This window comes from Cryobacterium suzukii (assembly GCF_004403185.1).
GTDB classification, from domain to species: domain Bacteria; phylum Actinomycetota; class Actinomycetes; order Actinomycetales; family Microbacteriaceae; genus Cryobacterium; species Cryobacterium suzukii.
On the sequence record NZ_SOHJ01000002.1, the window covers coordinates 413,988 to 433,799 of the forward strand.

A 19,812-nucleotide genomic window follows, 5' to 3' on the forward strand; every position below is an offset into this window, starting at 1 on the left:
GAAGAGCCGCAATGACGGCTGGTTGAGTCCACGGACGTGGTGTACAACGAGCCCGTTGTTGAGCGTGGTGTCGTGAACTGTCAGTGAGTCTTGGAGACGGCGCTCGGCAACGAGAAGCGGGTGTGGTCCGGGCTCTCGCCCCGACCACACCCGCTGACCGTCTTCTAGGTCAGAAGCCGCTGACGTTGAGCCGTCCGCCGGTGAGCGTCTTGCCGCTGAGGGAGGCCGTCGGGACGACCGAGCTCAGGATCGCGCTCTTGATCTGCGCCGCTGTCGCACCGGGGTGCGTGGAGGCGTAGAGGGCGGCCGCGCCCGTGACGTGTGGCGTGGCCATTGAGGTGCCGTTGTAGGACGAGTAGGTGTTGAAGGCGGTCGTCGACCAGACACCGACTCCGGGGGCGCCGAGGTCGACGGTCGTGGCGCCGTACTGGCTGAAGGACGCCAGCGCCCCATTGCGGTCGATGGCGGCGACTGCGATGACGTTGGCGACGTCGTAGTTGGACGGGTAGGACGCCGTCGTGTCGTTGTTCGTGCCGCTGTTGCCGGCGGCCGCGACGAACAGGATGTTCGCGGCGTTGGCGCGCGTGATGGCGTCGAGCAGGGTCTGGGAGAAGGCGCCGCCGCCCCAGCTGTTGTTGGTCGCCACGATGTTCAGGCCGTGGCGGGTCTTGAGGTCGGTGAAGTAGTCGACCGACTTGACCGCGTCGGCCAGGGATCCGCCCTGGCGGCCGAGGAACTTGCCGCTGATCAGGGTCACGTCCCAGTTCATGCCGGCTACGCCTTGCCCGTTGTTGGCCTTGGCGCCGATGGTCCCGGACACGTGCGTGCCGTGGTTGTCGAGCGAGCCTCTGGAGCCACCGTCATAGATGGTGTTGTTGCTGTTGGCGAAGTCCCAGCCGTTGACGTCGTCGACGTAGCCGTTGCCGTCGTTGTCCACGCCGTCAGCTGCGGTCTCGTAGGGGTTGGTCCAGACCTGCCCGGAGAGCTCGGGGTGGGTGTACTGGATGCCCTCGTCGATGATCCCGACGTAGACGCTCTTCGACCCCGTGTGGCCGGCGGTCCAGGCCTCGGCGGCCTGGCTGCCGTAGGCGTTGGCGGGGGTCGAGGCGTCGCCGTACATGCCCCAGAGGTCCTGGGAGGTATTGGTGCTGGTGAAGATGGGGTCGGTGGCGGTGGCCTGGTGGGTCAGGACGTAGTTCGGCTCGGCGTAGGCGACGGCGGGGTCGCTGCGCAGTTGTGCGATCGCCTGGTTCAGGTTCTTACCCTGTGGCAGGCGGACGAGCTCGACCTCGGTGCGGTCGGCGGCAGCGGCGACGATCCGCTCGGCGAAGTGGGCCGAAGCGTGCCCGCGGGCACGCTCGCGCTGGTCGGCGGAGGCGCCGGCCACGTAGCCGACGACGAGCTCGTCGGGGACTGCGGCCGCAGCGGTACCGTTGGCTTGCGGGGCGGGAGCGGCCGAAGCGGGCGTGCTCAGGGCCAGTCCGGTCATGCCGATCAGGATCGCCGACGAGGCAGCCGCTGCGGTGAAGAGCTTGAGACGCATCTGTTCCGAAAATCGTTTTAGCATGAAAAATCCTTTTCCTTGTGGGTAGTGGATTGCCAAGTAGTCACCAATGACTTTGCCCATATTGAACGTTCAACACAGGTGCAATGAAAGGTATGACTTGCCGCAGATGATCACACGTCGGCTCATTGGGGGACTGCGCTTCGCGGGCTGCTGTGATACAGCCCAATGTTCAGCCTTCGGGGTCAGTGGCACCGCCCTCTGCTTCCTGCCGCGCCTCCACGCGATGCCCGAGCCCAGCCTCGCCGTCCTATCCGCCCTGGGCAGCGCGCCACCCAGATACGACTTCCCCGACCCGGTGAACCCTTGGAAGACGACCTTCTGCTGCCGGCCCACGAAGGGCAGGTGCCGAGCAGGGCCAGGAGCTGCCGGTTCAGGGTCGCACTCGTCGAGCAAGTCGATGCTGTGCGTCTCGTCCTGGGCGTCGATCGCCTCGAGTAGCTCGCCGGCGTTCATCTAACTGGACACCCTCTGTTGCGCGTGATTCGCGGTCCCATAGACCGAACCGGCCGCTGATCAGGTCGTGTCGCCCGTGCTATTTTGTGGATCGCGTCCAAGGGCTCACGCTTTCCAGCTGGACGTTGACGACGCTGGGGCCAGCGAGGAGAGTGCCAACAGCGGTGAAGTCCTGCTGAGGAAGGATGCTGTCGGTCGGATCAATGCCGTTGAACTGTCGTACGCTGACCCGCCCCGAGTTCGTGGACGAGAAAACTTCCGGTTGCTCAGCGCCCGCGTACAAATAGGCGTCGTAGCCTCCGGTGTCCGGCAGAGCCGGAAGCGCCGAAATCGGCGCCACGGTAATGGACCAGTCACCCGCACCGGCCTCGACGCCTATCCAGCCCGCCGGGCCAACGGTGGGGTCCAAGCCATAGGCCACGCTGGCGGAATCGCCCTGGTAGTCCGCCGTTCCGGCCTCCTGGAAGGTGCCGTCCTCCCCATAAACCTGCGCATAGGAGTCCTCATTAGCCCAGTGGCCGGGCGCCCACGTGATCGTGTAAAAGCCAGATTTAGCACCGTCGGGAAAGACAATTTCATCAGCACCGTTACCGGTGACCGTGAAAGCCTCGAACGTTCCGAATGTCTCGTCCGCCCACGCCTGAGCAGATTCCTGCTCAGTGGGTTCATTCGTCTGGGAGGGAGTTGAAGAGGCTGACGCTGATGAGTTAGGTGCGACGGGTTGCTCTGCCTGGCAGCCGGACAAGACAACAGCCGCGGTCGCTGCGGCCAATACGAATGTCACACGTTTCATAGGATCCCCCTGGTATTTTTTCGTCGCCTTCTCCGCGTTGAGATGACGTCGTCGGCTGCCTTAGCGGCCCACTGCTTAAGTTTGAGTTTTGCACTGCCCCAGCTCGTTGGACAATTCGACAGGTGCGGTCGCGTGTGCGAGAACTCTGCCTGGGCTTGGCTCTGATGCAGGCTCTTCAACGTGCGCCGTGAGCTTGGGCCGCGTTTCGGACGGACAGGGGGGCCCGCGAGAGGAACACTCTGCGGGACGAGGGGCGTTTCCGGGGTGGTGATTTCTCTCCCTCGGACTCGAGCTCAGAGGTAGGAGGTGATTTTTTACCCGATAAGCGAAAGCGAAAAGACGCACAAAACAAGGTTCAGTATGCTTCGTGTTTTTTCAGCGCTTTTTCAGGCCCATTTTCGCGGTCGAAAAGCGGCATCCGGGCAAGAAAAAACCCCCGCTGACCGGGGGTTTTTTTCTGTGGGCGATGCGGGACTTGAACCCACGACCTCTTCCGTGTGAAGGAAGCGCGCTACCAGCTGCGCCAATCGCCCAATTCTTCTCGCACGAAAAGCGAAGCTTGTCTTGCGGCTTTTGATACTAGCCCAGACCGGCGCGTCGGCGCACATCGACACCGCTTACCGGTGTGGCGCGCGCTGCATACCGACCGACGCAACACGCCGTAAACGGCTCGGTTTGGTTTCCGTCTCGCTATTCGGCTAGAGTCTCCAAGTACGCAGAAATGCGGACAGTTGCGGATGTGGCGCAGTGGTAGCGCATCACCTTGCCAAGGTGAGGGTCGCGAGTTCGAATCTCGTCATCCGCTCGAATGAACTGGAATCGGTCGAAAGACCGGTTCCAATTCGTTTGGTATGAACCCATATGGTGGATTGGCCGAGAGGCGAGGCAGCGGCCTGCAAAGCCGTTAACACGGGTTCGAATCCCGTATCCACCTCCATTCTTTGTGCACGTCCTGAAGAATAGATAGCTCCCAGAACCTTGGGCGATTGGCGCAGCGGTAGCGCGCTTCCCTGACACGGAAGAGGTCACTGGTTCGATCCCAGTATCGCCCACAAAGCATGTCCAGCTGAACGAGAACCCCGGTCTTCCGGGGTTTTTTTCTGCCCAGAAGCCTCGGCGCGCTATTTCTGCTACCGAATTACCCGTACGATTTTCGGCAGGGTAAACGTCTGAGCGAATTTCGGCGTGCCCAGGTAGCGGGCTACCAGCGCGTGAGTGCCGACCTTGAGCGACGTGTACGTGAACGTGGCTGAACCGTTGCGCAGCGCCACCTTGCTGCCGACCTTCGTTGTCAGGTCGTAGAACTGCACGAAACCGGTTACCACGGCGGTGCCGGAGCGCGGAGCGAATTTCGCCACAGCCGTGACGGCGGTGCCGACACTGACCTCACCTCTCGGCGACACGGTCAGCGTTCCGGCGACCTTGGCGGCAGCGGCGGTCTTCGCCAGAACCGTGACCGTCACCACTGGCGACGTCGACGAATCGTAGAACACGGCGAAACTTTCGGCGGTGATGCGGTGCACGCCCACCGACAAGCTCGCCGTGGTGATGGTGGAGTGCCAGTCCCCGAATACCTGATCTCCGACCAGCGGTCGGCCATTGTCATAGAAGGTGATCTCCTCGCCGGAACGATCACCGTTTAGGGCTCGTCCCTGACTGTCCGTGACGTTTGCGGTGAAGGTGATGCGCTGCCCGGCCGTGATGGTTCCGGACGGCTTCGCGGTCAGGGTCGTCTTCGTATCGGGTCCGGTCGGCACGAAGTAGTCGAAGGTTTTCGAGGCCGGAGCAAAATTTCTATCCCCGAGGTAGTCCACTCGAAACTGGCGCGTACCGGCCTTGCTCGGCTGCGCGCCGGAGTAGAACCCTGAGCCGGGTCCGAACCCGGCGTTCTCGTCGAAGGGAAACAGCACTGGCGTGTCGGTGGGGTTGCCCGGCTCTAGCGAGACGACCCGAACGGTTCCCGTCGGGGAGGCAGTGGCGGGGGCGACCGGCGTGATTTCGCCATAGACGGATGCGTGGCCACCGGCGAAGTAGATGTCGTAGGCGCCGGCCACGATAGTGACCGTGCCCCGCCCCGTGGAAAGCGCCGGGGCATCCGTTGCCGCCGATGCTGCCGGCGCCACAATGAGTGCACCGAGCACAGCCGAGATCACCAGTGCGGGCAGGTGACAGAAGTGGTTGGCGCCAGCGCGGATAGGGGAGTGGTTCGGTTCAGGTGTCATGTCTGGCTTCTTTACGTCCGGTGGTGCTTGGGCCCCCCAAATTACGGACAAAGTACTCCCAAAACCGCGCGAAGAGTAGTGCGCAGGGGTCATACGGTGGGCTCGCGATCGGTTGGCCGACGAATAGCGCTGTACGCGCCGCTAAAGTTGACGGGTAGGCAAACAACAGGGAGTTATACACGTGGCTGACGGCTTTGCGCTTTTCACCGACCGATCCATTGTCGCAATGCGCGTCAATGGTGAGTTGAAAGATCTGGCGGCCGCAGTGTTGCCGACGGATGCTGTCGAACCGGTCAGCATAAATTCTCCCGACGGCCTCAGCATCCTGCGCCACTCAGCCGCCCACGTTCTGGCCCAAGCGGTGCAGACGGTGAACCCGACCGCCAAGCTCGGCATCGGGCCGCCCATCACCGATGGTTTTTATTACGACTTCGACGTCGACGTGTCGTTCACCCCCGATGACGTGAAGTCGCTCGAAAAGGCGATGGATCGCATCATTCGTCAGGGCCAACGTTTTGTGCGCCGCGTCGTGACCGATGACGAGGCCCGTGCTGAACTGGCCGCCGAACCGTACAAGCTCGAACTCATCGGGCTGAAGGGCGGCTCCACCACCGAAGACAACGAGTCGGTCGAGGTCGGCGGCGCCGAACTCACCATCTACGACAACGTCGACCCGAAGACGGGGGAGACTCTCTGGAAAGATCTCTGCCGCGGCCCGCACCTGCCCAACACCCGCATGATCGGCAACGGCTACTCGCTCACCCGCCTGGCTGCCGCGTACTGGCGCGGCTCCGAGAAGAACCCGCAGCTGCAGCGCATCTATGGCACCGCCTGGCCCACCAAGGACGAACTGCGCGCCTACCAAACCCGCCAGGAAGAGGCCGCCAAGCGCGATCATCGCAAGCTCGGCGCCGAACTCGACCTGTTCAGCTTTCCCGAGGAGATCGGTTCCGGCCTGGCCGTGTTCCACCCCAAGGGCGGCATCATTCGGCAGGAGATGGAGAGCTACTCACGCAAGCGCCACGTTGAAGCCGGCTACGACTTCGTCTACTCGCCGCACATCACCAAGTCAACCCTGTTCGAAACCTCGGGCCACCTCGACTGGTACCGCGAAGGCATGTTCCCTCCGATGCACCTCGACGAGGAACGTGACGAGACCGGCCATGTCACCCGCCAAGGCGTCGACTACTACCTCAAGCCGATGAACTGCCCGTTCCACAACCTCATCTTCAAGTCGAGCGGCCGCAGCTACCGCGACCTGCCGATGCGCCTGTTCGAATTCGGCTCGGTCTACCGCTACGAAAAGTCCGGCGTGCTCAACGGCCTCACCCGGGTGCGCGGCATGACCCAGGACGACGCCCACATCTACACGACCAAGGAAGGCATGAAAGAGGAGCTCACCAGCACCCTCAATTTCGTGCTGCAGCTGCTCGCCGACTACGGCCTCGAGGACTACTACCTCGAACTGTCCACGAAAGACCCGAAAAAGTTCGTCGGCAGCGACGACGCCTGGGACGAAGCCACCGAGACGCTCCGTGAGGTCGCCGAGGCATCCGGTCTCGATTTGGTCGCCGACCCGGGCGGAGCAGCGTTCTACGGTCCCAAGATCTCGGTTCAGGCCCGAGACGCCATCGGGCGCACCTGGCAGATGTCGACCATTCAGCTCGACTTCAACCTGCCAGAACGGTTCGACCTCGAATACACCGCGAACGACGGCAGCCGCCAGCGCCCGGTCATGATCCACCGCGCCCTGTTCGGCTCGATCGAGCGCTTCTTCGCGGTGCTCACCGAGCACTACGCCGGGGCGTTCCCGGTCTGGCTGGCCCCGGTGCAGGTTGTCGGCATCCCCGTCTCCGAGCAGTACGGCCCGTACCTCGATGACGTGATCGCCACCCTGAAGAAGGGCGGAGTGCGCGCTGAGGTCGACCATTCCGACGACCGCATGCAGAAGAAGATCCGCACCCACACCAAGGCGAAGGTGCCATACCAGCTCATCGTCGGCGAAGACGACCAGGCCAACGGCGCGGTGAGCTTTCGCTTCCGCGACGGTACGCAGCAAAATGGAGTGCCGATCAATGAGGCCGTGCGTCTCATCGTGGAATCGATCGAGACCCGCGCCCAGATCACCACGAGCCCGGTCGCGTCCGAAGTACAGGCCTAGCATGACGGGAATTCCGGCCGATCGGCTAAGTGGCTCCGACGCTGTCGACGCGGGTGCGACCGAAACCGCAGCCGAGTTCGCTACGGTTCCGGATGCCTTCCAACGGCTCTGGACGCCGCATCGGATGGTCTACATCCAGGACGGACAGCAGCCGCACGCCGATGACTGCCCGTTCTGCATCGCGCCCACACTGGACGACGAGAAGGCACTGATCGTGGCGCGCGGCACCCACGCCTACGTTCTCCTCAACCTGTTTCCGTACAACAGCGGCCACGTACTCGTCTGCCCGTATCGGCACGTCGCCACCTACGACCAGGCCACACCGGAGGAGATCGCCGAGATCGGCGAGCTCACTCAGATCGCGATGCGGGTGCTCACCGAGGTGTCGAACTGTGACGGATTCAACATCGGTATGAATCAGGGGCGCATCGCCGGGGCCGGCATTGCCGAGCACCTGCACCAGCACATCGTGCCCCGCTGGGCACTCGATTCGAATTTCTTCCCCATTATTGCCGGCACCAAGGCCATTCCGCGTCTGCTCGGCGATGTGCGTCGCGAGATTGCCGCGGGCTGGCCCGGAGCCACGCCCGCGGCTGCAGCCGCCCTCTAGCCTCTCCTTCGACCGGGCAGCGTGCTGGTGCCCGGTCGCTTCCCTAAGACCCCTCCGACCAGACCACCACCGTGCAAGGAATAGGATCGTAGTTATGACTGAATCAACCTCCGCCGAGCAGTTCGGCTCGAGCCGCGTCAAGCGTGGACTCGCCGAAATGCTCAAGGGCGGCGTCATCATGGACGTCGTCACCGCTGCCCAGGCTCGTATTGCTGAAGACGCCGGCGCTGTCGCCGTCATGGCTCTCGAACGCGTTCCCGCCGACATCCGTTCGCAGGGGGGCGTGGCCCGCATGAGCGACCCCGACCTCATCGACAGCATCATCGCCGAGGTCAACATTCCGGTCATGGCGAAGGCCCGCATCGGCCACTTCGTCGAAGCCCAAATTCTCGAGGTGCTCGGCGTCGACTACATCGACGAGTCCGAGGTACTCAGCCCGGCCGACTACCTGAACCACATCGACAAATGGAACTTCACCATTCCCTTCGTCTGCGGCGCCACCAACCTCGGTGAGGCGCTCCGCCGCATCACCGAGGGTGCCGCGATGATTCGCTCCAAGGGCGAGGCCGGAACCGGCGACGTCTCCGAAGCCACCAAGCACATCCGCACGATCAACGGCGAGATCAAGCGTCTCACCTCGATGAGCCGCGACGAACTGTACGTGGCCGCCAAGGAACTGCAGGCGCCCTACGAGCTCGTCGCCGAGATCGCCTCGACCGGCAAGCTGCCCGTCGTGCTGTTCACGGCCGGGGGCGTGGCCACGCCGGCCGACGCTGCCATGATGATGCAGCTCGGTGCTGACGGGGTGTTCGTCGGCTCCGGCATCTTCAAGGCTGGCAACCCCGAGCAGCGCGCTGCGGCCATCGTCAAGGCCGTCACGTTCTACGATGACGCCAAGGTCATCGCGGATGTCTCGCGTGGCCTCGGTGAGGCCATGGTCGGTATTAACGTGTCCGATATCCCCGCGCCGCACCGCCTCGCCAGCCGCGGCTGGTAGCCGGGCCGTTCGTGGCGATTCTCTCCGTGGGTACCGGGCCGGCTGAAACCGCTGTACCGCCAGGGCTGCGGGTCGGGGTGCTCGCACTTCAAGGGGATTTTCGCGAACACGCGCAGGTGTTGCGTGAACTCGGAGCGAACGTCGACCTGGTGCGCCGCCCGGAAGAACTCGACCAAATCGATGGTCTGGTCATTCCGGGCGGCGAATCGAGCGTCATGGACAAGCTGGCCCGCACGTTCGGCCTCGCCGAGCCGTTGCGGGCTGCTATCCGGGGCGGACTGCCGGTTTACGGCACCTGCGCCGGCCTGATCATGCTCGCCGACACGATTCTCGACGGTATGAACGGGCAGCAGAGTCTCGGCGGACTCGACATCGCGGTGCGCCGCAACGCTTTCGGCCCGCAGACGGCCTCTTTCGAAACCGACCTCGACATTCCAGCGCTCGGGGTGAAGCCGGTTCACGCCGTGTTCATTCGGGCTCCGGTCGTGGAGACCGTCGGTCCGCGGGCCACCGCGCTGGCCACCCTCGACGACGGGCGCTGCGTCGCCGTGCAGCAGGGCAACCTGCTCGGAACTTCTTTTCATCCGGAAATCACCGGAGAATATCGTTTTCACCAGTATTTTCTACAGAAACTGGTCGCCGCCGCCCGGTGAGTAGTCGGCTCAATTGTGCCGGGCGCGAGAGTGTGGCTAGGGTTCAGACATGACTCAGACAACCGGTGGTCAACGATGACCCGTTATGTAGCACTACTCCGTGGCATCAACGTCAACGGCATCACCATAGCAATGGCTGATCTTGCCGATACCTTCCACGACCTCGGTTACACCGACGTCAAAACGGTACTGGCGAGCGGCAATGTGATCTTCAGCATCGACAGTCCGCTCGTTGATAAAGCGGATGCCGCCGCCCTCAAGGCCCGCATCGAGGGGGCTCTGACCGCTCGGTTTGAATACGAGGCGTGGATCGTGCTCGTCGACGCTGAATCCCTCGACCGGATCGTTCGCGCGTACCCCTTCGACACGGACCGCGACGGCTGGCATCCGTATGTGATGTTCTCCTCCGACCCTGGACACCTCAGCGAGCTCGCCGGACACCGCAAAGAACTTGAGGCCGCCGAGGAACGCATCGAACTCGGCCACGGCGTGCTGTACTGGGAGGTTCGCAAGTCGGTCGGTATCAAAAGTGCTTTCAGCAAAAAGAGTGCCAAGCTTAAGTACCGCGACACGACGACCACCCGGAACCTGCACACCCTGCACAAGCTGCTGGAACTCACACCGGGATAGACTGGTTCGGCACCTACGCGTGCACCGACCACGCACTGCCACCGGCCGCAGCGTAACGGCCAATTGGCCACGGGCCGCCGGTACCTGCTGCACCACAGTGAACGATCGAGCACAACAACGGGAGATGTATGTCCGGGCATTCCAAATGGGCCACCACCAAGCACCAGAAAGCGGTCACCGACTCGAGGCGGGCCAAGGCGTTCGCCAAGCTCATCAAGAACATCGAGGTCGCGGCCCGACTGGGTGGCGCTGACCTCTCGGGTAACCCGACGTTGGTCGACGCCATTCAGAAGGCCAAGAAGACCTCGGTACCCAACGACAACATCGACCGCGCGGTCAAACGCGGCGCTGGACTGTCTGGCGAGCAGGTCGACTACACGACCATCATGTACGAGGGCTACGCCACGCACGGTGTCGCGATCATGATCGAGTGCCTCACCGACAATAAAAACCGCGCCGCGGCCGAGGTGCGCACCGCGATGGCCCGCAACGGCGGAGCCATGGCCGATCCGGGCAGCGTCGCCTACAACTTTCACCGCAAGGGCGTCGTTGTGGTCAAGCACCTGCCGACGCTGACCGAAGACGACATCATGCTTGCCGTTCTCGATGCCGGCGCCGAAGAGGTCATAGACGAGGGTGAGACCTTCGAGATTCACTCGAATGTGAGCGACCTCGTCGCCACCCGTACCGCGCTGCAAGCCGCCGGAATCGACTATGAGTCGGCGGACATTGCGTTCATTCCCTCGCTCAAGATCGAGGTCGACGCAGAAACTGCCCGTAAGGTGTTTCACCTGATCGACGCAATGGAAGACCTCGACGACGTGCAGAACGTGTACTCCAACTACGACCTGTCGGCCGAAGTACAGGCCGCACTCGCGAGCGAGTCCGAGTAATTCGATGGCGGTGCGGGTTCTCGGCATCGACCCGGGCCTCACCCGTTGCGGTGTGGGCGTGGTCGACGTTGAGGGTAACCGCTCGGCTCGCCTGGTGGACGTGACCGTGCTGCGCAGCGCACCCGACCTGCCCCTCGAACGGCGGCTGCTGCTTCTGGCCGAGGGTCTGGAAGACATGCTCGACCGCCATCGACCGCAGTTCATTGCCATTGAACGCGTCTTCGCCCAGCACAACGTGCGCACCGTCATGGGCACGGCGCAGATCAGCGGGGTCGCCCTGCTGCTCGCCGCGAAGCGCGGCCTGCCGGTGACGCTGCACACCCCGAGCGAAGTGAAGGCAGCCATCACCGGCTACGGTGCCGCCGACAAAAAACAGGTCGGCACAATGGTCGCCCGCATCCTCGGGCTAACCGAGATTCCCAAACCGGCCGACGCAGCGGATGCCCTCGCCCTCGCGATTTGCCACGCCTGGCGTACCGGGGCATCTGGTGGCACTTTGCCGACCGTGGCCTCCGTGAAGGCGGCCACAGCCACGCCAGGGGCCCTCACCCCGGCACAGAAGGCGTGGCGCGATGCCGAACGAGGATCGGTGCCAGCAGTGTCGGCGGTGCCCCGTAGTCTTAAGCGGTGATCTCTTCCGTACGTGGCCTTGTCCTTTCAGCCGTAGGCTCAACCGTCGTGATCGAGGTCGGCGGTGTCGGCCTCGCCGTGCAGGTGACGCCGACTACCGCACTCGGCCTGCGCATCGACGAGGAAGCCCGGCTGGTGACCATCCTCATCGTGCGTGAGGATTCGCTCACGCTCTATGGCTTTCCCACCGGTGATGAGCTCGCGGTCTTTGAACTGCTCGTCGGTGTGACCGGTGTGGGCCCCAAGTCCGCTCTCGGCGTGCTCGCCGTTCTCACCCCCAACCAGATCGCGCAGGCTGTCGCCGGCGATGACGATGGCGTGTTCCGCAAGGTCAGCGGCATCGGACCGAAAACCGCAAAACTCATAGTGCTTTCCCTGGCCGGCAAACTCGCTGTGACGGCGGCAACCTCGTCAACCCGCGCGCGAGGGGCCACCTCGGTCGCTGCCAGCGTGCAGGCTGCACTGATCGGCCTCGGCTGGTCGGAGCGGGTCGCGGCCGAGGCGGTCGACGAGACCCTGTCGGAGCTGGCGGATGGCGTCGGTACAGACTCAGCGCCGCCGGCTGTTGCCGCTGTGCTCCGGCTGGCCCTCGGCCGCCTGGGCCCGGCCGCGCACCACGCCACGGGCGCTGCCGCTGCCGCGGCGTCGAACGGATCGGGTCGCTCGTGAACCCCGACGCCGGCGTCGAGTTGACCAACCCCTCGCTCGAGAGCGAGTCAGAGCTTGCCTTCGAGGGCGCCCTGCGCCCGGCGAGTCTGGCCGAATTCGTTGGCCAGAAAAAGGTGCGTGGGCAGTTGCAGCTGCTGCTGACCGCCGCGACAATGCAGAATCGCACACCCGACCACATCCTCCTGGCGGGCCCTCCCGGCCTCGGCAAAACTACCCTGGCCATGATCGTCGCCTACGAGGGCAACCGCCCGTTGCGCATGTCGAGCGGTCCGGCCATTCAACACGCCGGCGATCTCGCGGCAGTGCTTTCATCCCTGGTGCCCGGGGAAGTGCTGTTCATCGATGAAATCCATCGCATGGCACGGTCGGCCGAAGAGATGCTCTACCTCGCCATGGAGGACTTTCGCATCGACATTATGGTCGGCAAGGGCGCCGGTGCTACCTCGGTTCCGCTCGACCTGGCACCGTTCACCCTGGTCGGTGCCACCACCCGTTCGGGTCTGCTACCGAACCCCCTGCGCGACCGATTCGGTTTCACCGCCCATCTCGAGTTCTACGCTGAGAGCGAGCTCGAACAAGTTTTGGCTCGCGCAGCACATTTAATTGACCTGCCGATCAAAAAAGACGCCCTGGCCGAGATCGCCGGACGGTGCCGCGGCACACCGCGCATCGCGAACCGCCTGTTGCGCCGGGTACGTGACTATGCGCTCGTGCACGGGGGAGCGGCCGACATTAATGCGGTGCATGCGGCTCTCGAGCTGTATGACGTCGATGCGATCGGCCTCGACCGCCTCGACCGTGAAGTCATGAAGATTATTTTGACCCGGTTCGGGGGAGGGCCGGTGGGGCTCAACACCCTGGCCGTGTCGGTCGGTGAAGAGTCCGAAACGGTGGAGGCGGTCGTCGAGCCGTTCCTGGTAAGGATAGGCTTCCTCACGCGCACCCCGCGAGGGCGGGTTGCCACCAGCGCAGCGTGGCAACATTTCGGTCTGACCCCTCCTCAGGGCAGTGCGACCCTTCTTGACCTATAATTCAATTTGGTTCATCTGTCTATAGCCTTAGTTCAGAAGGTATCTGCCCGCACAATCGGGCCTCATCACAAGCTTCGGCCACTCGTGCCGCAATCGAAAGGTAATACAGCTTTATGGATTCATTGACTCTCATCATGTTGGCCGTTTTGGCCGTTCTGGTCTTCTTCATGTTCCGCAATGGCCGCAAGCGCAAGAAAGACCAGGAAGCCCTGCAGGCCACCATGGTTCCTGGCGCCGACGTTATGACCAACTTCGGCATGTACGGCACGATCATCGCCATCGATGAAGAGGCCAACAAGGTCGAACTGCAGATCGCCCCCGGCGTCGTCGTCGAAATTCACCGTCAGACCATCGCCCGCGTGGTGGAGCCGGTAGTCGAAGACGTTCCGGAGGACAGCAGTGTTGATAGCATCGACTCGCTCACCGAGCCGGAATTCGGCCAGCGCGTTACCGATGCCGACACCGACACCGACACCACCGAACAGCCCAAAAAGGGTGACGCGTAGTTTCTAATTCTTCGGTATTACTCGCCTGGCACCACAGGTAACACAACGCACGTACTGCATCACGCGGCGCGCCCACGCATTTCGGCGTGGGCGCCAACAGAAAGCTGAGTTCATAGGTGGCTAAGTCGTCTCCGGTCAAGAAGGCCTGGCGTTCCCTGACCTGGCTTGGCGTGCTTATCGTCGGCCTCATCGCCCTCAACGCTTTCGGCGTATTCACCCAGAACGGATCGTGGACGCCGAAACTGGCGCTCGACCTCGAGGGCGGAACACAGATCATCCTCGCCCCACAGGTTGAGAGCGGCGCGACGGTGACCTCGGAGCAGCTCACCGAAGCCGTGGGGATCATTCGCCAGCGTGTGAACTCCTCGGGAGTATCCGAGGCGGAGGTCAACACCCAGGGCGGACGAAATATCGTCGTGTCGATCCCCGGTACCCCCGATGACGCCACCCTGGAACGCATCAAGTCGTCGGCAAAGCTCGAGTTTCGGGCGGTGCTTGTCGCCGGTCAACCTTCCGGCCAGACCGTCGGTGCTGACGGCACCGCAACGCCGGCCCCGCAGGCTCCTGTCGATCCGAGCCTGTCGACCACTCCAGCCGTCGAACCGACCAACGCAAGCGACCTGAACTACGTCACTCCCGCACTGCAGGCAGAGTACGACGCCTTCGACTGCGGCAAAATCAACACGACCAATGTGGCGCCGGCCAACCAGCCCGTGATCACCTGCGAAACCGATGGCTCGGTCAAGTACATCCTCGGCCCGGTCGAGGTCGACGGGTCAACGATCGCCGACGCGACCAACGGCCAGCGCACCACGCAGAGCGGCGCGACCACGGGCGAGTGGGCTGTCAACATCGTCTTCAACAGCGATGGAACGTCGAAATTCGCTGATGTCACAACACGACTGTTCAACCTCACCGGTGTGCAGAACCAGTTTGCGATCGTGCTCGACGGCCGAGTTATTTCGGCGCCGGCCACCCAGGGCGCCATCCTCGATGGCAAGCCGCAGATCACCGGGTCATTCGACCAGGACAGTTCCAAGGCTCTGGCCGACCAGCTGAAGTTCGGTGCTCTCCCCATTAGCTTCACCGTACAAAGCCAGGACACCATCTCGGCGACGCTCGGTTCGACGCAACTCCTCAACGGGCTTATCGCCGGCCTGATCGGTTTGATCCTCGTTGTCATGTACTCGCTCGCGCAGTACCGTCTTCTCGGTTTGATCACTGTTGCGTCTCTCGGCGTGGCAGCGGTGATCACCTACCTTCTGATCACCATCCTGTCCTGGCGCGAGGGCTATCGCCTGTCCCTGGCCGGTGTCGCCGGCCTGATCGTGGCCATCGGTATCACCGCGGACTCGTTCATCGTCTACTTCGAACGCGTGCGCGACGAACTGCGTGACGGCCGCGGGCTGGAGTCCTCGGTCGAGGCCGGGTGGAAGCGCGCTTTCCGTACCATCGTCGCCTCCGACGTTGTCAACTTCCTCGCTGCAGCCGTACTGTTCGTGCTCGCCGTCGGCAACGTGCGCGGTTTCGCACTGACGCTTGGCCTCACCACGATCGTCGACCTGCTCGTGGTCAGTTTGTTCACTCACCCGATGCTGCAGCTGGTCGCTCAGACGAAGTTCTTCAATGAGGGCCACAAACTCAGCGGGCTGGATCCGCGAGCGCTCGGGGCCGTCTACCGGGGCCGCGCTCGATTCGAGCCATCGGCGGCCGTATCGAGAACTAAAGCCTCCTCCTCCAGCAAAGAGGCGGCCAAACGGCAAACCATCGCCGAACGCAAGGCATCGGAACTCGTCGGAACCAGCACTGATCGATCGACAGACAGGAAGGATTCCTGATGGCCAGTTTCTCGCAGTTCGGAAATGACCTCTACACGGGTGCGCGCTCGCTCAATATCGTCGGGCGCCGCAAACTCTGGTACCTCATCGCTGGTGGCATGATTCTCATCGCCATCGTCGGTCCGTTCCTGCTGCGCGGCGGCTTCGTCTTCGGTATCGAATTCACCGGAGGCAGCGAGTTCGTCGTTTCGCAGACCACGAGCCAGTCCGAGACCACGGCAGCGGACGCCGTCGCGAGCGTCGTTCCCGAAGCCGTTGCGAAGGTTTCCACCGTTGGTTCTGACGGCGTTCGGGTGCAGACTGATCAGCTGTCGGAAGGGCAGACGTCGGAAGTGCGTGACGCTCTCGCTACGGCCTATGACGTGCCGGTCACCGAGGTTGCGACCTCCTTCATCGGAGCAACCTGGGGGCAGGACATCACCGGACAGGCCCTTCGAGCTCTCGTGGTGTTCCTCGTGCTCGCCGGCATCATCATGGCGATCTACTTCCGCACGTGGAAGATGTCCGTGGCGGCCATGGTCGCCCTGCTGCACGACCTCGTGATCACTGCGGGCTTCTATGGGATAACCGGTTTTGAAATTACGCCGGCGGCGGTGATCGGGTTCCTCACGATTCTCGGCTATTCGCTGTACGACACCGTTGTGGTTTTTGACAAGATTCGCGAGAACACCAATCTTGACGGTTCAGGCTCGAGCCGAACCTTCTCCGAATCGGTCAACCTCGCCGTCAACCAGACGCTCGTGCGCTCGATCAACACATCGGTCGTAGCGGCCCTGCCGGTGGCATCCATTTTGTTCATCGGTGCGTTCGTTTTGGGTGCCGGCACCCTGCGCGATATCTCGCTCGCGTTGCTCATTGGAGTTCTGGTCGGTACGTACTCGACCATATTCATTGCCACGCCGCTGTACGCTCAGCTGCGAAACGGTGAGGATGCCATTCGCAAGCACGATAAGAAGGCCCTCGCCGCGCGCGCCAAGGCCTCGGCTCCTGCCGCGGAGAGCATCACCGCGTAGTCGCGGGAACCTGCACGACGTGAAGCGGCCAGCCCTTGCGGGCTGGCCGCTTCCGCGTGTGATCTGCACGTGATCGCTGGGGGCGTTAGGGCGACCCTCGCAGAACCGGCATAATTGACACTACGCACACCCGCCCGCGTATCTCCGCCGGGCGTGAAGTACGAGGTGAGACTATGACGGACACGACGACCCCCTCCCCGGCGTCGCTGCGCCGTTTGGTTCCGCGCATCTTCTCCCGGGCGCAGCCCGCCGGTGCCGTGGATCGCCTGATTAAGACGGTGCGGCTGAATCACCCCAAGGTTGATCTGTCGATCATTGAACGCGCCTATACCGCCGCCGAGCGAGCCCACGACGGGCAGCTGCGTCGCAGCGGCGAGCCGTACATCACCCACCCCGTCGCCGTGGCTCAAATTCTGGCTGATCTCGGCATCGGCACCAAAACCATCGCCGCCGCCCTATTGCACGACACCGTGGAAGACACCGAGTACACGCTCGACGCCCTGCGCGCCGATTTCGGCGATGAAATCGCAATGCTCGTCGACGGGGTCACCAAGCTCGACAAGGTGAAGTACGGCGACTCGACTCAGGCCGAGACCGTACGCAAGATGATCGTCGCAATGTCCAAAGACATTCGGGTGCTCATCATCAAACTCGCCGACCGGCTGCATAATGCGCGCACCTGGGGCTTTGTGCCCAATGAATCCGCCGTACGAAAAGCTACAGAGACCCTGGAAATCTACGCGCCGCTGGCACACCGTCTCGGAATCCAGACGATCAAATGGGAACTCGAAGACCTCTCTTTTGCGGTGCTGTATCCCAAGCTGTACGCCGAGATTGAAAGCCTGGTGAAGCAGCGCACGCCGCAGCGCGAAGAGTTCGTGCAGCAGGTCATCGACACCATCAACGACGATCTCAAATCGGCACGCATTCGTGGCAAAGTTGCTGGTCGACCCAAACAGTACTACTCGATCTACCAGAAGATGGTCGTACGCGGCCGTGAGTTCGACGAGATTTACGACCTCGTCGGTATTCGCGTTCTCGTGAACTCCGTGCGGGACTGCTACGCCGTGCTGGGTTCCATCCACGCCCGGTGGACGCCGCTGCCCGGCCGGTTCAAGGACTACATCGCCACCCCGAAGTTCAACCTGTACCAGTCGCTCCACACGACGGTACTCGGGCCGAGCGGTCGCGCCGTGGAAATTCAGATTCGCACCACCGAGATGCACCAGCGTGCTGAATTCGGAGTTGCCGCGCACTGGAAGTACAAGGAACAGGTCAACGGCAAGAGCGCCGGTGGGTCAGGACCCCAGAGCGACACCGATATGGCCTGGCTCGCGCACATCTCCGATTGGCAGGCCGAAACGGCCGACCCGGGCGAGTTCCTCGACTCCCTGCGTTATGAGATCGGTGCCAAGGAGGTCTACGTCTTCACGCCGAAAGGCCGGGTCATCGGCCTTCCCTCCGGGGCAACACCGGTCGACTTCGCCTATGCGGTGCATACCGAGGTTGGCCACCGCACCATGGGTGCCAAAGTCAACGGCCGACTGGTACCGCTTGAGAACGAGCTCATCACCGGCGACGTCGTCGAGGTGTTCACCTCCAAGAACCCTGACTCTGGACCGAGCAAGGACTGGCTGAACTTCGTCAAGAGCCCGCGGGCGCGCAACAAGATCCGGCAATGGTTTACCAAAGAACGCCGCGATGAAGCCATCGAACAGGGCCGCGACGCGATCGCACGGGCCATGCGCAAACAGAACCTCCCCCTGCAGAAGCTGATGAACCAGGACTCCTTCGCGGAGGTCGCGGCCCAGCTCAAGTACGAAGACGTTTCGGCGCTCTATGCCGCTGTCGGTGAAGGTCACGTTTCAACCCAGTCCGTGCTCGAAAAGGTTGTCTCGTCGGTGCAAAGTATCGAAGACAACGACAACAACGACTTTCCGGTCGCCGCGCGGGGTCGGCCGCAGACCACCCGTAATGGAGATTCGGGAGTTCTCGTGCGCGGCGCGCCTGACATTCTGGTCAAACTGGCCCGTTGTTGTACTCCGGTTCCCGGCGACAAGATCGTCGGTTTCGTCACTCGCGGTGCTGGCGTCTCGGTTCACCAGGCGGCGTGCCACAACGTGCAATCGTTGCTCAAAGAACCTGAGCGCATGATCGAGGTCGAGTGGGCGCCGACTTCGAAGAGCCTGTTCCTCGTACACATACAAATTGAAGCGCTCGACCGTTCCGGGCTACTCTCCGACGTCACCCGGGTTTTATCGGAGCACCACGTGAACATTCTTTCGGCCACCGTCAACACGTCTAGCGCCCGCCTGGCGCTCAGCCGTTTCGTGTTCGAGATGGGGGACACTACTCACCTCGACCGCGTGCTGAACGCCGTGCGTCGCATTGATGCCGTTTACGATGTGTACCGGGTCAGCGACGGCTAACCTGCGGTGCTGGTCGCAGCACCCTTCAGGCTCTGTAGGCTCAGGGCCTGGAGGGGAGCATTGACGGCTGAGAGTCGCGCCACGGCGAGGGTGCTGTGAGCGGGGCTGCCTCGTTTGCAGAGGCGAATGGCGGCCGAGACGTCGGGGTACTCGCCGTAATGCAAAAGGCGGGCCAGCAGGGCTGTGAGTCCGGCGGCCGACGCGGTGCCGGGCGTGTAGCGCGCGAGGTCGACCGCGGTCCGCAGGGGCGTGGTAACCCGCACCCCCGAGATGGTGCGAACGTCATCGGGAGAACGCACGATTTCACGCACCTGTGCCCGCGGAGACCACAGTGCGGTGGCGCGGGCGCTGATCAGCACACAGAACTGGTGGCGACGCGGCTCTGGTGCGACGCCGTAGATCCATGCGGCGGTGAGTTGTTCGGCGATGGCGCGGGGCGGGACCAACTGGCTGGCGGCGATAGCCCGGGTATCGCATCCGTCTATCTCATCAATTACGCACCAGGAATCGGCGACTTGAAAGACCTGGCCATCAAGACGGGCGCTGTAGAGCTCGGTGAGCGGCAGATCGTTTATGGTGAGCGGTCGTCCCGCTGAATTCGTCATGCCACCAGAGTGACGGTCCTACCCATTCCGGGGCCGAGATGCGTCCGATCTGTGGATAAGGTGCGGACCCCCGTGGAGTGTGTATAACTCCGCGGGGGTCCTTGCCGCTTTG

17 protein-coding genes, 4 tRNA genes and 1 pseudogene are annotated in these 19,812 nt (G+C 63.0%); 16 read left to right on the plus strand and 6 right to left on the minus strand.

Annotation, left to right across the window (positions count from 1 at the left end; genetic code table 11):
• Positions 1–169 precede the first annotated feature (169 nt).
• From E3T39_RS02650 to E3T39_RS02665, 4 genes and pseudogenes are all read right to left on the minus strand, one after another.
• The gene (locus tag E3T39_RS02650) at positions 170–1,567 is read right to left on the minus strand and encodes a S8 family peptidase (protein WP_198416072.1); all 1,398 of its coding nucleotides are present in this window, start codon (positions 1,565–1,567) and stop codon (positions 170–172) included.
• A 255-nt stretch (positions 1,568–1,822) separates the two neighbouring features.
• A pseudogene (locus E3T39_RS16740) lies at positions 1,823–1,941 on the minus strand (ATP-binding protein); the annotation flags it as partial.
• Positions 1,942–2,099: 158 nt separating this feature from the next.
• Complete coding sequence (locus E3T39_RS02660; protein ID WP_134513183.1) at positions 2,100–2,813, minus strand: hypothetical protein; 714 nt, start codon at positions 2,811–2,813, stop codon at positions 2,100–2,102.
• Positions 2,814–3,273: 460 nt separating this feature from the next.
• Positions 3,274–3,346, minus strand: a tRNA-Val gene (locus tag E3T39_RS02665).
• Between the two features lie 200 nt (positions 3,347–3,546).
• Here E3T39_RS02665 and E3T39_RS02670 point away from each other — a divergent pair.
• From E3T39_RS02670 to E3T39_RS02680, 3 genes are all read left to right on the plus strand, one after another.
• Positions 3,547–3,618 (plus strand) — tRNA-Gly (locus E3T39_RS02670).
• A gap of 58 nt (positions 3,619–3,676) precedes the next feature.
• Positions 3,677–3,750 (plus strand) — tRNA-Cys (locus E3T39_RS02675).
• Between the two features lie 43 nt (positions 3,751–3,793).
• Positions 3,794–3,865 (plus strand) — tRNA-Val (locus E3T39_RS02680).
• A gap of 78 nt (positions 3,866–3,943) precedes the next feature.
• Here the strand turns inward: E3T39_RS02680 and E3T39_RS02685 are convergent.
• Positions 3,944–5,035, minus strand: coding sequence for an Ig-like domain-containing protein (locus E3T39_RS02685; RefSeq protein ID WP_166784017.1), 1,092 nt, complete (start codon positions 5,033–5,035; stop codon positions 3,944–3,946).
• A gap of 226 nt (positions 5,036–5,261) precedes the next feature.
• Here E3T39_RS02685 and thrS point away from each other — a divergent pair, with 226 nt between their 5' ends.
• The 13 genes from thrS (at position 5,262) to E3T39_RS02750 (ending at position 19,095) form a co-directional block, all read left to right on the plus strand.
• Entirely contained in the window at positions 5,262–7,196 is a 1,935-nt protein-coding gene (gene thrS / locus E3T39_RS02690; protein ID WP_241979483.1) for a threonine--tRNA ligase, read from the plus strand.
• Between the two features lies 1 nt (position 7,197).
• Complete coding sequence (locus E3T39_RS02695; RefSeq protein WP_134513186.1) at positions 7,198–7,806, plus strand: HIT family protein; 609 nt, start codon at positions 7,198–7,200, stop codon at positions 7,804–7,806.
• Between the two features lie 94 nt (positions 7,807–7,900).
• Entirely contained in the window at positions 7,901–8,803 is a 903-nt protein-coding gene (pdxS, locus tag E3T39_RS02700; RefSeq protein WP_134513187.1) for a pyridoxal 5'-phosphate synthase lyase subunit PdxS, read from the plus strand.
• Between the two features lie 11 nt (positions 8,804–8,814).
• A complete protein-coding gene (gene pdxT / locus E3T39_RS02705; protein WP_241979465.1) occupies positions 8,815–9,456 on the plus strand; it encodes a pyridoxal 5'-phosphate synthase glutaminase subunit PdxT in 642 nt (213 codons plus the stop codon).
• Positions 9,457–9,531: 75 nt separating this feature from the next.
• Positions 9,532–10,086: a DUF1697 domain-containing protein gene (locus E3T39_RS02710; RefSeq protein WP_134513188.1), complete on the plus strand. Its 555-nt coding sequence runs from the start codon at positions 9,532–9,534 to the stop codon at positions 10,084–10,086.
• A 128-nt stretch (positions 10,087–10,214) separates the two neighbouring features.
• Positions 10,215–10,979: a YebC/PmpR family DNA-binding transcriptional regulator gene (locus tag E3T39_RS02715; protein ID WP_104129021.1), complete on the plus strand. Its 765-nt coding sequence runs from the start codon at positions 10,215–10,217 to the stop codon at positions 10,977–10,979.
• Positions 10,980–10,989: 10 nt separating this feature from the next.
• Entirely contained in the window at positions 10,990–11,610 is a 621-nt protein-coding gene (ruvC, locus tag E3T39_RS02720) for a crossover junction endodeoxyribonuclease RuvC (RefSeq protein ID WP_174845085.1), read from the plus strand.
• The gene (ruvA, locus tag E3T39_RS02725) at positions 11,607–12,278 is read left to right on the plus strand and encodes a Holliday junction branch migration protein RuvA (RefSeq protein ID WP_134513190.1); all 672 of its coding nucleotides are present in this window, start codon (positions 11,607–11,609) and stop codon (positions 12,276–12,278) included. Before ruvC ends, ruvA begins: the two co-directional genes overlap by 4 nt.
• Positions 12,275–13,309: a Holliday junction branch migration DNA helicase RuvB gene (gene ruvB, locus E3T39_RS02730; protein ID WP_134513191.1), complete on the plus strand. Its 1,035-nt coding sequence runs from the start codon at positions 12,275–12,277 to the stop codon at positions 13,307–13,309. Before ruvA ends, ruvB begins: the two co-directional genes overlap by 4 nt.
• Positions 13,310–13,422: 113 nt before the next feature.
• Positions 13,423–13,815: a preprotein translocase subunit YajC gene (gene yajC / locus E3T39_RS02735; RefSeq protein WP_134513192.1), complete on the plus strand. Its 393-nt coding sequence runs from the start codon at positions 13,423–13,425 to the stop codon at positions 13,813–13,815.
• Between the two features lie 116 nt (positions 13,816–13,931).
• The gene (gene secD / locus E3T39_RS02740) at positions 13,932–15,653 is read left to right on the plus strand and encodes a protein translocase subunit SecD (RefSeq protein ID WP_134513193.1); all 1,722 of its coding nucleotides are present in this window, start codon (positions 13,932–13,934) and stop codon (positions 15,651–15,653) included.
• A complete protein-coding gene (gene secF, locus E3T39_RS02745) occupies positions 15,653–16,666 on the plus strand; it encodes a protein translocase subunit SecF (RefSeq protein WP_134513194.1) in 1,014 nt (337 codons plus the stop codon). The genes secD and secF overlap by 1 nt, the downstream gene beginning before the upstream one ends.
• A 173-nt stretch (positions 16,667–16,839) precedes the next feature.
• Positions 16,840–19,095, plus strand: coding sequence for a RelA/SpoT family protein (locus E3T39_RS02750; RefSeq protein WP_134513195.1), 2,256 nt, complete (start codon positions 16,840–16,842; stop codon positions 19,093–19,095).
• Here the strand turns inward: E3T39_RS02750 and E3T39_RS02755 are convergent.
• Entirely contained in the window at positions 19,092–19,700 is a 609-nt protein-coding gene (locus E3T39_RS02755) for a type IV toxin-antitoxin system AbiEi family antitoxin (protein ID WP_134513196.1), read from the minus strand. The genes E3T39_RS02750 and E3T39_RS02755 overlap by 4 nt on opposite strands.
• Positions 19,701–19,812 lie beyond the last annotated feature (112 nt).